This window comes from Pseudomonas fluorescens (assembly GCF_902498195.1).
GTDB classification, from domain to species: domain Bacteria; phylum Pseudomonadota; class Gammaproteobacteria; order Pseudomonadales; family Pseudomonadaceae; genus Aquipseudomonas; species Aquipseudomonas fluorescens_BU.
In genome coordinates this window covers 574,372-589,483 of the sequence record NZ_CABVIY010000003.1, presented here as the reverse complement: position 1 = coordinate 589,483, position 15,112 = coordinate 574,372, and the positions used below count along the sequence as shown (strand labels likewise).

Here is a 15,112-nt window from a genome sequence, read left to right as displayed (position 1 = left end):
AACTCCAATAAATCCTAGAGGTGTCGAATGCGTCTATTGAAATCCATGGTCCCGCTCGCGCTGACTGTTTTGTGCAGCGCCGTGGCCCAGGCCCAGCCACAGGTCAGCGTCTATAACTGGACCGACTACATCGGCGAGACCACCCTCCCTGACTTCCAGGCCAACACCGGCGTCAAGGTGATCTACGACGTCTTCGATTCCAACGAAACCCTGGAAGGCAAACTGCTCGCCGGGCGCACCGGCTATGACGTGGTGGTGCCGTCCAACCACTTCCTGGCCCGTCAAGTGAAGGCCGGCGCATTTTTGAAACTGGACCGCGCAGAGCTGCCGAATTTCAAGCACCTCGATCCGAAACTGCTGGCGCTGCTGGAGAAAAACGATCCGGGCAACGAGCACTCCGTGCCGTACCTGTGGGGCACCAACGGCATCGGCTACAACGTCGACAAGGTCAAGCAAGTGCTGGGCATCGACCACATCGACTCCTGGGCCGTGCTGTTCGAACCGGAAAACATCAAGAAGCTCAGCCAGTGCGGCGTGTCGATGATGGATTCGGCCGATGAGGTGTTCCCGGCGGTGCTCAACTACATGGGCATGGACCCGCGCAGCGAGAACCCCGAGGACTTCAAAAAGGCCGAGGCCAAGCTGCTGAGCATCCGCCCCTACGTCACCTACTTCCACTCCTCCAAATACGTCTCGGACCTGGCCAACGGCGACATCTGCGTCGCCTTCGGCTATTCGGGCGATGTGTTCCAGGCCGCCAACCGCGCCAAGGAGGCCAGGAACAACGTGAACATCGCCTATGCGATTCCCAAGGAAGGCAGCAACCTGTGGTTCGACCTGCTGGCCATTCCCGCCGACGCCGGCAACCCGGCACAGGCCCACGCCTTCATCAACTACCTGCTCGACCCGCAAGTGATCGCCAAGGTCAGCGCGACGGTGGGCTACGCCAACCCGAATCCGGATGCCAAGCCGTACATGGACGCCGAGCTGGTCAACAACCCCGAGGTGTACCCGTCCCAGGCAGTCCTCGACAAGCTGTATATCTCGACCACGCCGCCGCAGTCGATCATGCGCCTGATGACCCGTTCCTGGAGCAAAGTGAAGTCCAACCAATGAACCAGTACACCGAGGAACATACCCACTCTTACTACGCCGCGTCCGCCCATGGCATGGCGCCCTTCCCTGCGCTGGCCGAAGACCTGGTGGCGGATGTCTGTGTGATCGGCGGCGGTTTTACCGGGGTCAACACGGCCATCGAACTGGCGCAGCGCGGCTTGTCGGTGATCCTGCTGGAGGCCCGGCGGATCGGCTGGGGTGCCAGCGGGCGCAATGGCGGGCAGCTGATTCGCGGCATCGGCCATGACGTCAGCGGTTTTGCCCGTCATGTCGGCGTCGAAGGCGTGCGCTACATGGAGCGCGCCGGCACCGAATCGGTGGAACTGGTGGGCCGGCGGATTCGTGAACACGGCATCGATTGCGATTTGCGCTGGGGCTTCTGCGAACTGGCCAACACCCCGGCGCAGTTTGCCGGGCTCAAGGACGAGCACGCGCAACTGGTCGAGTCGGGTTACGCCCATGAAACCCGTTTGGTCGAACCCGGACAGATCAGCCAGCAGGTCGTCAACTCCGACCTGTATGCCGGGGGATTGATCGACATGGGCTCGGGTCACTTGCACCCACTGAACCTGGTGTTGGGCGAAGCCCGGCTCGCGCAGTCCCTGGGTGTGCGAATCTTCGAGCACAGCCCGGTGCTGGAACTGATCCATGGCAGCACGGTGCAGGTGCGTTGCGCCGCGGGCACGGTGCGCGCCGGCAGCCTGGTGCTGGGCTGCAACGCGCACCTGGAAGAACTCGAACCGGCACTCGGCGGCAAGGTGCTGCCGGCGGGCAGTTACATCATCGCCACCGAACCCTTGTCGGCGGAACTGGCGGCGCAGCTGATCCCCCGGAATCTGGCGCTGTGCGACCAGAAAGTCGGCCTGGATTACTACCGGCTCTCGGCGGACCGGCGTTTGCTGTTCGGCGGTGCCTGCCACTATTCCGGGCGCGATCCACGGGACATTGCGGCTTACATGCGCCCGCAGATGCTCAAGGTGTTCCCGCACCTGGCGAATGTGCGCATTGACTATCAATGGGGCGGCAAGATCGGCATCACCGCCAATCGCTTCCCCCAGGTCGGGCGCTTGCGCCAGCATCCCAACGTGTTCTATGCCCAGGGCTATTCCGGCCATGGCCTGAATGTGACGCACTGGTGCGCAAAGTTGCTCGGCGAAGCGATCCATGCCGGACACAGCCAGGGCTTCGACGTGTTCAGCGCCGTGCCGCACATGACCTTCCCCGGTGGCCGTGCCCTGCGTTCGCCACTCCTGGCCCTGGGCATGTTGTGGTATCGCATGCGTGAGGTGCTTGGCTGAGCCGTTTGCTGCCTGGTGCACCGCCTTCGCGAGCAAGCCCGCTCCCACACTCGATCCCGGTTGTTCACAAAATAGGTGACAACTGAAGATCTACTGTGGGAGCGGGCTTGCTCGCGAAGAACGATAACGCGGTCCCTCCTCCTTGCGCCTTTCGATTTGCTCAATTGCGAGTCACTTCTATATTGAGGGGGTGCTCATCAATTCCTGCCTTCTGTCGAGCCTGGCCCATGGCGACGAGTGACCTACTGATCATCTGCGAGCACTGCGACTGCGTGTACGAGAAAGCCACGCTCGCCAAGCATCAGAAAACCCTGTGCATCCGCTGCGGCGGCGTGCTCCAGCGTTATAACGGGTTGACGGTGCAACAGCGGCTGGCCTTGACCATCACCGCCTTGGTGCTGTGGATCTTCGCCAATTTCTACCCGGTCATGAGCATCAGCCTCAAGGGCCTGAAAAACAGCGCGACCTTGTGGGATTCAGTGCTGGCCCTGAGTCAGGGACCGATTACCTTTATCGCGATGGTCGCGGCGATCGCCATGATCATCGCGCCGATTTTCCAGTTGTTGCTGCTGATCTGGGTCTTGAGCTTCGCCCTCGGGAACCAGCGCTCGCCGGGGTTCATCTTCTGCATGCGCTGGCTGGAAACCCTTAGGCCCTGGAGCATGCTGGAGGTGTGTTTGCTGGGGGCGATGGTCGCGGTGATCAAGCTGGCGGGCTTGCTGGATGTACTGCCCGGCATCGGTCTGTTCGCCCTGGCGGTGCTGAGCCTGATGATGATCCGTATCGCCGGTCGCGATGTGCGTGATCTGTGGGATATCAGATGACAACACCTCCCGTCGCCAGCGATCTGGGCCTGTGCCTGTGCCACACCTGCGGGCTGGCCTGTGACATCTCCCACGGGGCCCACGAATGCGAGCGCTGCGGGGCTCCGCTGCACCCACGCAAGACCAATTCGCTGACCCGGACCTGGGCCTACCTGCTCACCTCCCTGGTGTTCTACATCCCGGCCAACCTGTTGCCGGTGATGAACACCAAAATGGTCGGCAACGGTGCCGACAGCACGATCATGAGCGGCGTGCTGGAGTTCTGGGAGGCCGGCGCCTGGGACATCGCCCTGATCATTTTCATCGCCAGCATCGCGGTGCCGGGCATCAAGTTTGTCGCCATCACATTGCTCCTGGTGACGGTGCAACGCGACAGTCTTTGGGCGCGCAAGGAGCGCTCAAAGCTCTACCGGTTCGTTGAGGTCATTGGTTACTGGTCGATGCTCGACGTGATCGTGGTCGCCCTGGTGGCCTCGCTGGTGAAGTTCCAGGCCCTGGCCGATATCGAACCGCGCCCGGGCATCCTGTTCTTTGGCCTGGTGGTGGTGTTCACCATGCTCTCGGCCATGAGTTTCGACCCGCGCCTGATCTGGGATAGCCCGGATGAACGTCCACAATTCGAGGAGGTCAAGGATGAAGCAACAAGCCACTGACGGGCCGCAAGCCCCCGGCCAGGCGCCCGTCAAGACCCGCCGTTTCAGCGTGTCGCTGGTGTGGATCGTGCCGATCGTCGCGGTACTGGTAGGGATTTCACTGGTTGTGCACAGCATCCTGCAGGAAGGACCGACCATCACCATCACCTTCAAGACCGGTGACGGCCTGACGGCGAACAAGACCGAGGTCAAATACCGTAACGTGGTCATCGGCCACGTCACCGACGTGGAACTGAGCGATGACCAGAAGAGCGTCAACGCCACCGTCAAACTGGCCAAGCAGGCCGAAAGCTTTACCCGCGAAGACTCGCAGTTCTGGGTGGTGCGCCCGCGGATTGGCGCCGGCGGCGTGTCGGGCATCGATACCTTGCTGTCCGGCGACTACATCGGCGCCGACATCGGCCAGGCCAATGGCCGCGCCAAGCACTTCAAGGGCCTGGAGAACCCGCCACCGATCACCTACGGCGAACCGGGCAAGCGCTTTACGCTGCACACCCAGGACCTGGGCTCGCTCGACATCGGCTCGCCGGTCTACTACCGCAAGATTCCGGTCGGCCAGGTGGTGGCCTACGCCCTGGACGCTGACGGCAAAGGGGTGAACATCGAGCTGTTCATCCATTCGCCCAACGATGCCTACGTCACCGAAAACACCCGGTTCTGGAATGCCAGCGGCATTGACGTGAACGTCGGCGCCAACGGCTTCGCGGTGAAGACCGAGTCCCTGTCGTCCATCCTGGTCGGCGGCATCGCCTTCCGCGCACCGGAATACAGCCCGGACGATAAGCCGGCGGCGGAAGATTATGCCTATGAACTGTTCGACGACCAGCAGACCGCCCTCGCCCCGCCCAACGGCAAGCCGCAGTTCCTGACCTTGCGTTTCGACCAGGCCCTGCGCGGTCTCAAGGTCGATGCGCCGGTGGAATTCCTTGGCGTGGAAATCGGCAAGGTGGTGCGAGTCAACCTGGACTTCGACGCGAAAAAGCGCAGTTTCCCGGTCAACGTCGGCATTGTGATTTACCCGCAGCGCCTGGGGCAGGCCCACACCAAGATGCTCAAGGCGTTGAATCATGACCCCAACGATGAAGCCGCGGGCGTTCGCCTGATGGGCACGTTCGTGGAAAACGGCCTGCGCGCCCAGGCCCGGACCGGCAATCTGCTGACCGGCCAGCTGTACATCGCCCTGGACTTCTACCCCAAGGCGGAGAAAGTCGTCTTCGATCCGAACCTGCGCCCGGTCGCCATCCCGACCGTTCCCGGCAGCCTCGAACAATTGCAGGAAAAACTCGAAGCCATGGTCAACAAGATCAACCAGCTGCCTATCGAGCGGATCGCCGGCAATCTGGACAGCAACCTGGTGGAACTGCGCAAGAGCCTGGGGCAGTTCAACGCCAAGACCCTGCCTGGCGTGCAAAACACCCTCACGGACGTCAGCAAGACCCTGCAATCGGCCAATACGACGCTGCAATCGGCCAACTCGACCCTGGCCGACGATTCGCCGCAACGGGAAAAGCTGGGGGAGACCCTCGACGAACTGGGACGCACATCGCGCTCCTTGCGTGACCTCGCGGACTACCTGGGACGGCATCCGGAATCGCTGATTCGCGGCCGCCCCGACAACGCCGCACCCATGGATCTGAAAGGGCCGCCAAGCAAATGACCACAGGAGCATCACCCATGGCTTTTCCGCTGAAGGTTACGTTGATTGCTGCGCTGGCACTGCTCAGCGCCTGCCGCAGCGACCCGATCCAGTTCCACACCTTGACCCCGGCGCAACTGGGCAGCAGTTCGAGGTCCACGGCCGAGATCCAGATCGAGAGCCTGATGGTCCCGCCCCAGGTCGACCGGCCGCAGATTGTGGTGCGCCAGGGCAATACCGGCATGGCCATCCTCGAAACCGACTGGTGGGGCGCCAGCCTGGTGGACGAGTTGCGCGCCGCCCTGCTCGATCAAATGGTCAACAGCAATCCTCAACGCAAGATCTCGGTGCGCGTGGACGTCCAGCGGTTCGATTCGATTCCCGGCCAATATGGGCTGATCGATGTGAAATGGCGGCTGCGCAACGGCGATAACACCCTGTTGCCTTGCCGCAGTACGTTGCAGACGCCTTCGGGGCCGTCCATCGACGAGCTGGTGGCGGCACAGCAGAACAACGTCAGGCGCCTGGCCGCGCTGATCAGCCAGGCGGCGAGCGGCACGCAAAAAGGCTGCCCGTCTGCCAGTGCCACTCAGTAACGCAAAACCCCCTGTGGGAGCGGGCTTGCTCGCGAAGGGGCCAGGTCAGTCAACAGTTGTGTTGAATGACACACCGCCTTCGCGAGCAAGCCCGCTCCCACCGTTCATTCATCGTTGGGGTTTTGACAATTTTTTCTCATTTCACCCCTTACATTTGCCGCGCCGCAAACATGCAAATGATTCCTATTGATCTACAATAACCGACGTCCTCCCCCGTCGAATCTGCTTGCTCGAATTCAAAAACCAGGAGCTGCCATAGCATGATTTCCCGAATCCCGTCCTTCCTGAAAAAAGCCCTGCTGGCCACCGCCCTGCTCAGCGCGGGCCACGTGTATGCCGCCGATGACGTCGGCATCGTGGTCTACAACGCACAGCACGAGGGCCTGACCAAGGCCTGGGTCGAAGGGTTCACTCAGGACACCGGCATTCCGGTCACCTTGCGCAATGGCGATGACACCGAAATGGGCAACCAGATCGTCCAGGAAGGCGCTGCCTCGCCGGCCGATGTGTTCCTGACCGAAAACTCCCCGGCCATGGTCCTGGTCGACAACGCGGGCCTGTTCGCGCCGGTCGACAAAGCCACCCTGGAACAGGTCGACAGCGCTTACCGGCCAGCCCACGGTAAATGGATAGGGATCGCCGCACGTTCAACGGTGTTCGTCTATAACCCGAGCAAACTGCCGGAAGCCGAACTGCCCAAATCGATCATGGACCTGGCCGCGCCGAGCTGGAAAGGTCGCTGGGGCGCCTCGCCGGGCGGGGCCGACTTCCAGGCCATCGTCGCCGCGATCCTGGAGCAAAAAGGCGAAGCCGCGACCCTGGACTGGCTCAAGGCGATGAAAACCAACTTCACCGCCTATCGCGGCAACAGCTCGGTGCTCAAGGCGGTCAATGCCGGGCAGATCGACAGCGGCGTGATCTACCACTATTACAGCTTCGTCGATCAGTCCAAGACCGGCGAAAACAGCAAGAACACCGCCCTGCACTACTTCAAGCACAAGGATCCGGGCGCCTTCGTGAGCATCTCCGGCGGCGGTGTCCTGGCGTCCAGCAAGCACAAGGAACAAGCCCAGGCCTTCCTCAAGTGGATTACCGGCAAGGACGGCCAGGCCATTCTCAGGGACGGCAAGTCGTTCGAATACGCCGTGGGCAAGAACGCTCAATCCAACCCTAAACTGGTGCCTTTGCAGCAGCTCGACGCACCGACCGTCGATGCCTCGAAACTCGACAGCAAAAAAGCCGTGGAGCTGATGACTCAGGCCGGACTGCTTTAATTGATCCCTGAAACCCTGCCGGCGGGCGTCACCGACACCACACCCGCCAACCTGCGTCGACGCTCACGCGGCCTGTTCGCGAGCCGTGGCGGCGCGTGGGTGGTCGGTCTGTCGGTGCTGGTGTCAGTGCTGGCGCTGTTGCCCATCGCCTTCGTCATCGGCGTCTACCTGCAAACCGGCTGGGCCGCCCTGGTGCCGCTGGTGTTCCGGCCCCGGGTCGGCGAATTGCTGGTCAACACCGTGTTGCTGGTGGTCATCACCGTGCCGTTGTGCATCGTCCTGGGCGTGACGCTGGCGTGGCTGACCGAACGCAGCAACTTGCCGGGACGGCGCTGCTGGTCGTTACTGGCGACCGCGCCGCTGGCGGTGCCGGCGTTCGTCCACAGTTATGCCTGGGTCAGCCTGGTGCCGCCGATTCACGGGTTGTTCGCCGGGGTCCTGGTGTCGGTCATCGCCTACTTCCCGTTTCTGTACCTGCCGGTGGCGGCGACACTGCGCCGGCTCGATCCGGCCATCGAGGATGTCGCCGAGTCCATGGGGCTCAAGCCCTGGGCGGTGTTTTTCCGCGTAGTGCTGCCGCAATTGCGCCTGGCCATCTGCGGCGGCGCCTTGCTGGTCGGCCTGCACCTGCTGGCCGAATACGGCCTGTACGCGATGATCCGCTTCGACACCTTCACCACAGCGATCTTCGATCAGTTCAAGTCCACCTTCAACGGGCCTGCCGCCAACCTGCTGGCCGGGGTGTTGGCGCTGTGCTGCCTGGCGATGCTCACCGTGGAATCCGCCGCCCGTGGCAGCGCGCGCTACGCCCGTGTCGGTTCGGGCAGTGCCCGGGAACAACGGGTGGTCGGCCTTAACCGGCCGGCAACGGTGCTTGCGCTGGCCTTGCAGGCCATCACCTGCGCCCTGGCCCTGGGCGTGCCCTTGATTACCCTGGGCAAATGGCTGATCGCGGGGGGGCTGGAGGTCTGGGACTTGCCCGAACTGCTGCCGGCACTGGAACAGACCCTGCTGTTTGGCGTGGCGGGCGCGGTCCTGACCACCTGCGCCGCGATCCCGATTGCCTGGCTGTCGATTCGCTCGCCGGGCCGGCTGCAACGGATTCTGGAAAGCTGCAACTACATCACCAGTTCGTTGCCGGGGATCGTCGTCGCCCTGGCCCTGGTCACCGTGACCATCCATTTCGCCCGGCCGATCTACCAGACCACTATCACGGTGTTGCTGGCGTACCTGCTGATGTTCCTGCCCCGCGCGCTGGTCAGCCTGCGTGCCGGCATCGCCCAGGCGCCGGTGGAACTGGAAAACATGGCCCGCAGCCTGGGCCGCTCGCCGGCACGGGCTTTATGGCTGATCACCCTGCGCCTGGCCGCGCCCGGGGCAGCGGCGGGTGCCGCGCTGGTGTTCCTGGCGATCACCAATGAACTGACCGCCACCCTGCTGCTCGCCCCCAACGGCACGCGCACGCTGGCCACCGGGTTCTGGGCCCTGACCAGCGAAATCGATTACGCCGCCGCGGCGCCCTATGCCCTGTTGATGATTGTGCTGTCGCTTCCGTTAACCGCAATCCTTTATCACCAATCCAAAAAAACGGCTGGCCGATGAACGCTCTAGAACTGCATGCGCTGTCCAAAACCTACGGCACCCACAAAGCCCTGGAAAACGTCAGCCTGTCGGTGCCCACCGGCAGTCGCACGGTGATTGTCGGTCCGTCCGGTTCGGGTAAGACCACCTTGCTGCGAATGATCGCCGGCTTCGAATTTCCCGATTCAGGGCGCCTGTCGCTGAACGGCCAGACCCTGGTCGACAGCACCCACGAAGTGCCAGCGCATCAGCGCCTGATCGGCTATGTGCCCCAGGACGGCGCGTTGTTCCCGCACATGACGGTGGCGGCCAACATCGGTTTCGGCCTGGCGACCAAGGGCAGCGAAAGGCAGGAGCGTGTCGCCGAACTGATGGACAGCGTGGCCCTCGACGCGAACATGGCCGAGCGCTGGCCCCATGAGTTGTCCGGCGGCCAGCAACAACGGGTGGCCCTGGCCCGGGCCCTGGCCCAGCAACCACGCTTGATGTTGCTGGACGAACCCTTCTCGGCGCTCGACACCGGCTTGCGCGCCAGCATGCGCAAACTGGTGGCGCGGTTGCTGGCCGAAGCCGGGGTCACCACCATCCTGGTCACCCACGACCAGAGCGAAGCGCTGTCATTCGCCGATCAACTGGCGGTGATGCGTCACGGCCGGCTGGTGCAGTCCGGCCATCCGCTGGACCTCTACCGCTATCCCGACGATGTCCAGACCGCACTGTTCCTCGGCGACGCGGTGGTCATGCCCGCCCGCATCGAAGCCGGCTGGGCCCATTGCGACCTGGGGCGGATCCCGGTCAATAACCACCGTAACAACAGCGCGGCGCAGATCATGCTGCGGCCCGAGCAATTGCAGTTGGCCAGCGTCCTGCCCCATACCGCGGAAGTCGTGGGTTGCCGCGCGGTGGTGACCGAGCGGGATTTCAGCGGCAACACCTGCACCTTGACGGTGGAGTTGCAGTCATCGGCTTCCGGCGAGCATTCGGGGCGATCGCTGCTGGTGCGCAGCTCCGGCCTGTATGCGCCTCCGGCCGGCAGCGCCGTTCACGTCTCGACCATCGGCCATGCCCACGTGTTGAGCGAGCCGTAGGAGCTGCCGCAGGCTGCGATCTTTTGATCTTGCCTTTGAAGATCAAAAGATCGCAGCCTGCGGCAGCTCCTACACAGGAGGGTGCACCTCTGCGATCAAAGATCGAAGCGATCCACCGCGCGGCGCCGTTCGTTGTCGTCGCGCACGTCGTAGTTGGCGGTGGTCTGGATGTTGCTGTGGTGGGCCAGTTTCTGCGCGATCGACAGATCGTGTTCCTCGATCACCCGGGTAATGAACGAACGACGGAAATCATGGGGCATGATTTTCACCCCGACCTGCGCACCGCGCTGCCTGGCGATGTAGTAGATCGCATGCTTGGTGATGCGCTCGCGGGTGATGTGGCTGCCACGGCGGATGCGGTTGAACAGGAAGCTGTCGTCGGTTTCATCGTCCTTGAGTTGTGAACGGCGAAATTCCAGCCAGGCATCGAGCTTGGCGAACGCCCAGGCCGGGGCGTACTTGATCAACTGCTTGTTGCCCTTGGCCGTGACCCGCAGGCTGCGTTCGCTGAAGTCGACCTGATCCAGGTCCAGGTTCACCGATTCCGACTTGCGCATCCCCGAACCGTACAGAATGCCGATGATCGCCGCATCGCGCAGGCCCTGGGGCCGGGGATCGGCGGCGCAGACGTCCATCAGCTCCTTGATCAGCGTGCGGCGCAGATTGCGTCCCTGGGACAGCCGCGTGCCGGCGATGCCCTTGACCGAGCGCATTTTCAGCAGATGTTCCTGGCTGATCAGGCTCATGCGCCACGCTTCGTTCATCACGCCGCGCACCGCATTGACGTACAGCGACGAGGTGTTGGGCGCATAGCCGTCGGTGCGCAAGGTGCTCACCAGCGCAATCACGTCCTCGGGCTGCAGGTCGTGCCAGGCAATCTCCTCGATGTTCAGCTCGTCGAACCCCAGGCGGTCGGCGGCGTCCTGCAGCACATAGCGCATGGTCAGCTGGCTGGACGGCGCCAGCCGCGCCAGGTACAGGGTCAGCGGGTTGGGTCGGGGGGTGGTTGCCGCTACAACGGGTAAGTCAGTCAAACCAGACAGCCTTGAAAATGAGTACAAAAGAAAGGCAAAACGCAAGGGCCGCTACGCTGCCGGTCATGGCCGGGAATGTCAATTGCCCTGCACAAGCGGTCGATGCGCGGCAACCGATGAATTGCAACATGGTGCTGCTAATTCTGACCCTGAGCCGATCAGGACAGGAGCGCCGCTATGAAGATCAGTGTGTTTGGCAGTGGTTACGTGGGCCTGGTGCAGGCCGCCGTGCTGGCGGAAGTCGGCCATGACGTGGTGTGCATGGACGTTGACGCGAACAAGGTCGAGTTACTGCAACAGGGCCACGTGAGCATTTTCGAGCCGGGGCTGGCCAGCCTGGTGCGCGAAGGCCTGGACGCCGGGCGCCTGCAGTTCACCACCGACGAAAGGCTGGCCGTGCAACATGGCCAGGTGTTGTTCATCGCGGTGGGCACGCCGTCCCGGGAGGATGGCTCGGCGGATTTGCGTTACGTACTGTCGGTGGGTGACGCCGTGGCGCGGCACCGCGAACAGCCGGTGATCCTGGTGGAGAAATCCACGGTGCCGGTGGGCACGGGCGATGCGTTGCGCACGCACATCGACAAATGCCTGATCAAGGTCGGGCGCTTGCTGCAATTCGATATCGTCTCCAACCCCGAGTTTCTCAAGGAAGGCTCGGCCGTGGCCGATTGCCGGCGTCCGGACCGCATCATCGTTGGCTGTGAGCGCGACGAGGTGCGTGACGTGATGCGTGACCTGTACGCGCCGTTCAACCGCAACCACGACCGCATCCTGTTCATGGACCTGCGCAGCGCCGAGCTGACCAAATATGCCGCCAACTGCATGCTCGCCACCAAGATCAGCTTCATCAACCAGATGGCCGAACTGGCCGAGCACCTGGGGGCCGACATCGAATCGGTGCGCCTGGGCATCGGCGCCGATTCGCGCATCGGCTACCACTTCATCTATCCCGGTTGCGGCTATGGCGGTTCGTGCTTTCCCAAGGACATGCGCGCGCTGATCCACAGCGCCGAACAGGCCCATTGTTCCAGCGATCTGTTGCGGGCGGTGGAAGCCATCAACCAGCGGCAGAAACACAAGTTGTTCGAACGCATCGAGGCGTTCTACAAAGGCGATCTGCGCGGCAAGACCTTTGCCCTGTGGGGCCTGGCATTCAAACCCAACACCGACGACATGCGCGATGCGCCCAGCCGGGTACTGCTCGAAGCCCTGTGGGCCGCCGGTGCGAACGTAAGGGCGTTCGACCCCGAAGCCATGCAGCAAACCCAACAGCTGTATCCCGATGAGCCGAAGCTGATGCTCATGGGCACCCCGGAATCGGTGTTGAACGGTGCCGACGCGCTGATCATCTGCACCGAATGGCAGCAATTCAAAGCCCCGGATTTCGAGCTCATTCGCCAACGCCTCAAAGACCCGGTGATCTTCGACGGCCGCAACCTCTACGACACCGACCGCCTGGCGTTGAAGGGATTCACGTACTTTCCGATGGGGCGTGGCGAGTCGCGCCGGTTGCCGATGCCCTTGCAGCGCTGGCCGGCGGTGTCGGTGGCCTGAGAACAGCGCTGAAATCCACTTGAAGGTTCTGATTGCTGCTTGCAAAAGCGTGATCATTCGCAACTAATAGCAAAGCGCTGTATCAGTCGACTGGAATGTTGTCTGACCGTCACCCTTCGCGAGCAAGCCCGCTCCCACAGGAGAGGCATCGCTGACCCCCATCCTGTCCGAACACCTCGATCAAATGTGGGAGCGGGCTTGCTCGCGAACGGCGCGACACGGTATTGCGCCGAACATAAGAAAAATACAAATAAGGACATTCGCCCCCGTCGTGGCCACTTACTCGCTCGTTATCCGCCGGTTGATGATTGCCTCGCTGACCATCGTCGTCGCCCGCGCCATCACCAGCCCGATGCTCACCCTGTTCCTGAGCAACAAACTCGGGCTCAACCAACAAGACGTTGGCTTGCTGCTCGGTATCGCGGTGTTCATCGCCACCCTGCTGGCGCTGTACGGCGGCTACATCATCGATCGCCTGGAAAAGCGCCGGTTGCTGATCCTGACGATGCTGTCCAGCGCCATCGGCCTGGTGCTGCTGACCTTCGCCGAAAACCTCTATCTGACCACCGTCACCCTGGTGGTCACCGAAACCGCCTCGGCACTGTTTCTCATCGGCTCCAAGGCGATCCTCAGCGAGAACCTGCCGGTTGGCCAGCGCGCCAAGGCGTTTTCCCTGACCTACACCCTGACCAATATCGGCTACGCCATCGGCCCGATGCTGGGCGTGGTGATAGCCGGCGTCTATCCGGTTGCGCCGTTCCTGATCGCCGCCGCGATTGCCTTTCTGAGCATATTCCTGCTGACCGGAATCGCTAAAAACCCGGCACTGACGCCGACTGTCGGCCAGGCTCCCAGCTTCCTCAAGACCCTGGTCACCCTGAAAAACGACCGCACGCTGATCATGTTCACCCTCGGCTGCCTGCTCATCACCGTGGTGCACGGCCGTTTTACCTTTTACCTGTCGCAGTACCTGCTGGTCACCAGCGACGACCAGCACACCCTGGAAATCATGGCCGCCCTGCTCGCCTGCAACGCCATCAGCGTGATTTTGCTGCAATACCAGGTCGGGCGATTTCTGAAGCGCGAACAGCTGCGCTACTGGATCGCCGGCGGCACCGGCCTGTTCATCCTCGGGTTGATCGGCTTCAGCCTGGCGGACAGCCTGCTTGGCTGGTGCGTGGCGATGTTCATCTTCACCCTCGGGGAAATCATCATTTACCCGGCCGAATTCCTCTTCATCGACACCCTGGCCCCCGAAGCGCTGCGCGGCAGTTACTACGGGGCGCAGAACCTGGCGGCCCTCGGCGGCGCCCTGAGCCCGGTGATATGCGGCTTCCTGCTGATGCGTACGCCGGCGCCGACCATGTTCTACGCCTTGAGCGCCCTCGCCGCGCTGGGGGGATGGCTGTGTTTCGCCAGTGGCCGACGCGTGGCAACACATCAAAATTAATGAACTCAAGCCTCATTAATATGAATTTGTCAGCATCGGAAATGATCGGCACACTGTGCCCGTTCCTCCCCCAACAGTTGGAACACCTTCAAGGGCTTTCTGGATATCCCAGACAAGCCTTTTTTTTTCCTCGGTTTTTTGTCTACGGAACACTTTCGTCATGCTTGCACGCTGGTTGCCCGCCGCCATTAACACCCGCCCCTCGGAATGGAGCCGTGCCGCCATCGGCATGGCCCTCGCCACCCTGCTCAGTGTCTGGCTGTGCAGCCAGGTGTTCGGCATGGAAGTGGCGCAGCATCTAATTGGCCCGCTGGGTGCTTCGGCGGTGTTGCTGTTTGCCGTATCCTCCGGTGCCCTGGCGCAACCCTGGTCGATCCTTGGCGGCTACTTGAGTGCCGGCGTGGTGGCGTTGTTGGTTGCCCATGTGCTGGGCCGGACGCTGGGCAGCGCGTGCCTGGCGGCGGGCATCGCGCTGATCCTGATGTGCTGGCTGCGTTGCCTGCATCCGCCGGCCGGCGCGCTGGCATTGACCCTGGTGCTGGCTGACCCGGCGACCATTGCCATGGACTGGAAAGCCCTGGGACCGGTGATGCTCGCCGCGTCGATCATGCTGCTCAGCGCCCTGGCCTATAACAACCTGACGCGAATCCGTTACCCCAAGCGTGCCAGCGAGCCGGTGGCCGTGGTGCCCGCCGATCATCCGCCCGCCGACAGCCAGGCGATCACTGCCCAGGACCTGAAACTGGCGCTGGCCGACATGGAGGCCTTCTTCGACGTCACCCCTGAAGACCTTGAACAGTTGATTCATATCAGTGAGTTACACGCCAAACGTCGCAGTATAGGTGAGGTTCTCAGCCGTAACGCCTGACGATACGGTGGGAGCGGGCTTGCTCGCGAAGGCGTAGTGTCAGTCAACTCAATGCTGGATGTGCCGGCGCCTTCGCGAGCAAGCCCGCTCCCACATTGGGTGCATCCAATCACCATTGCAAAAATGCAGACAGAGCCTGC

13 protein-coding genes are annotated in these 15,112 nt (G+C 62.5%); 12 read left to right on the top strand and 1 reads right to left on the bottom strand.

The genetic code is table 11. From position 1 onward, the window contains the following. Positions 1-27 precede the first annotated feature (27 nt). The 9 genes from F8N66_RS13620 to F8N66_RS13575 all read left to right on the top strand — a co-directional run bounded on the left by F8N66_RS13620 (position 28) and on the right by F8N66_RS13575 (position 10,066). The gene (locus F8N66_RS13620) at positions 28-1,116 is read left to right on the top strand and encodes a polyamine ABC transporter substrate-binding protein (RefSeq protein WP_150770656.1); all 1,089 of its coding nucleotides are present in this window, start codon (positions 28-30) and stop codon (positions 1,114-1,116) included. Further along, positions 1,113-2,414, top strand: coding sequence for an NAD(P)/FAD-dependent oxidoreductase (locus F8N66_RS13615; RefSeq protein ID WP_150770655.1), 1,302 nt, complete (start codon positions 1,113-1,115; stop codon positions 2,412-2,414). Before F8N66_RS13620 ends, F8N66_RS13615 begins: the two co-directional genes overlap by 4 nt. Before the next feature lie 227 nt (positions 2,415-2,641). Continuing rightward, entirely contained in the window at positions 2,642-3,238 is a 597-nt protein-coding gene (locus tag F8N66_RS13610; RefSeq protein ID WP_150770654.1) for a paraquat-inducible protein A, read from the top strand. After that, complete coding sequence (locus F8N66_RS13605; RefSeq protein WP_150770653.1) at positions 3,235-3,891, top strand: paraquat-inducible protein A; 657 nt, start codon at positions 3,235-3,237, stop codon at positions 3,889-3,891. Before F8N66_RS13610 ends, F8N66_RS13605 begins: the two co-directional genes overlap by 4 nt. Continuing rightward, positions 3,872-5,548, top strand: a complete 1,677-nt coding sequence (locus F8N66_RS13600; RefSeq protein WP_150770652.1) for an intermembrane transport protein PqiB — start codon at positions 3,872-3,874, stop codon at positions 5,546-5,548. Before F8N66_RS13605 ends, F8N66_RS13600 begins: the two co-directional genes overlap by 20 nt. Before the next feature lie 17 nt (positions 5,549-5,565). Then, positions 5,566-6,123 carry a membrane integrity-associated transporter subunit PqiC gene (locus F8N66_RS13595; RefSeq protein ID WP_150770651.1) on the top strand — a complete coding sequence of 186 codons (558 nt, stop codon included), beginning with the start codon at positions 5,566-5,568 and terminating at the stop codon, positions 6,121-6,123. Between the two features lie 260 nt (positions 6,124-6,383). Further along, positions 6,384-7,397, top strand: a complete 1,014-nt coding sequence (locus F8N66_RS13585; RefSeq protein WP_150770650.1) for an iron ABC transporter substrate-binding protein — start codon at positions 6,384-6,386, stop codon at positions 7,395-7,397. A gap of 51 nt (positions 7,398-7,448) precedes the next feature. After that, positions 7,449-8,999: an ABC transporter permease gene (locus F8N66_RS13580; protein ID WP_191622999.1), complete on the top strand. Its 1,551-nt coding sequence runs from the start codon at positions 7,449-7,451 to the stop codon at positions 8,997-8,999. Further along, positions 8,996-10,066 (top strand): ABC transporter ATP-binding protein, encoded by a 1,071-nt coding sequence (locus F8N66_RS13575; protein WP_150770649.1) that lies wholly within the window; start codon positions 8,996-8,998, stop codon positions 10,064-10,066. Before F8N66_RS13580 ends, F8N66_RS13575 begins: the two co-directional genes overlap by 4 nt. A gap of 95 nt (positions 10,067-10,161) precedes the next feature. Here F8N66_RS13575 and xerC read toward each other — a convergent pair whose 3' ends face one another. Continuing rightward, complete coding sequence (gene xerC / locus F8N66_RS13570) at positions 10,162-11,100, bottom strand: tyrosine recombinase XerC (RefSeq protein ID WP_150770648.1); 939 nt, start codon at positions 11,098-11,100, stop codon at positions 10,162-10,164. Positions 11,101-11,277: 177 nt separating this feature from the next. Here xerC and F8N66_RS13565 point away from each other — a divergent pair, with 177 nt between their 5' ends. The 3 genes from F8N66_RS13565 to F8N66_RS13555 all read left to right on the top strand — a co-directional run bounded on the left by F8N66_RS13565 (position 11,278) and on the right by F8N66_RS13555 (position 14,972). Beyond that, positions 11,278-12,654, top strand: coding sequence for a UDP-glucose dehydrogenase family protein (locus F8N66_RS13565; RefSeq protein ID WP_150770647.1), 1,377 nt, complete (start codon positions 11,278-11,280; stop codon positions 12,652-12,654). 271 nt (positions 12,655-12,925) lie between these two features. After that, complete coding sequence (locus F8N66_RS13560; RefSeq protein ID WP_150770646.1) at positions 12,926-14,104, top strand: MFS transporter; 1,179 nt, start codon at positions 12,926-12,928, stop codon at positions 14,102-14,104. 160 nt (positions 14,105-14,264) lie between these two features. Next, entirely contained in the window at positions 14,265-14,972 is a 708-nt protein-coding gene (locus F8N66_RS13555; protein ID WP_150770645.1) for an HPP family protein, read from the top strand. Positions 14,973-15,112: the final 140 nt, after the last annotated feature.

Bases quoted from the DNA above. Each gene is read 5' to 3' on its own strand.
- F8N66_RS13600 (WP_150770652.1), top strand. From the start codon at position 3,872: ATGAAGCAACAAGCCACTGACGGGCCGCAAGCCCCCGGCCAGGCGCCC.
- F8N66_RS13555 (WP_150770645.1), top strand. From the start codon at position 14,265: ATGCTTGCACGCTGGTTGCCCGCCGCCATTAACACCCGCCCCTCGGAA.
- F8N66_RS13575 (WP_150770649.1), top strand. From the start codon at position 8,996: ATGAACGCTCTAGAACTGCATGCGCTGTCCAAAACCTACGGCACCCAC.
- F8N66_RS13595 (WP_150770651.1), top strand. From the start codon at position 5,566: ATGGCTTTTCCGCTGAAGGTTACGTTGATTGCTGCGCTGGCACTGCTC.
- F8N66_RS13620 (WP_150770656.1), top strand. From the start codon at position 28: ATGCGTCTATTGAAATCCATGGTCCCGCTCGCGCTGACTGTTTTGTGC.
- F8N66_RS13585 (WP_150770650.1), top strand. From the start codon at position 6,384: ATGATTTCCCGAATCCCGTCCTTCCTGAAAAAAGCCCTGCTGGCCACC.
- F8N66_RS13605 (WP_150770653.1), top strand. From the start codon at position 3,235: ATGACAACACCTCCCGTCGCCAGCGATCTGGGCCTGTGCCTGTGCCAC.
- F8N66_RS13610 (WP_150770654.1), top strand. From the start codon at position 2,642: ATGGCGACGAGTGACCTACTGATCATCTGCGAGCACTGCGACTGCGTG.
- F8N66_RS13615 (WP_150770655.1), top strand. From the start codon at position 1,113: ATGAACCAGTACACCGAGGAACATACCCACTCTTACTACGCCGCGTCC.
- F8N66_RS13565 (WP_150770647.1), top strand. From the start codon at position 11,278: ATGAAGATCAGTGTGTTTGGCAGTGGTTACGTGGGCCTGGTGCAGGCC.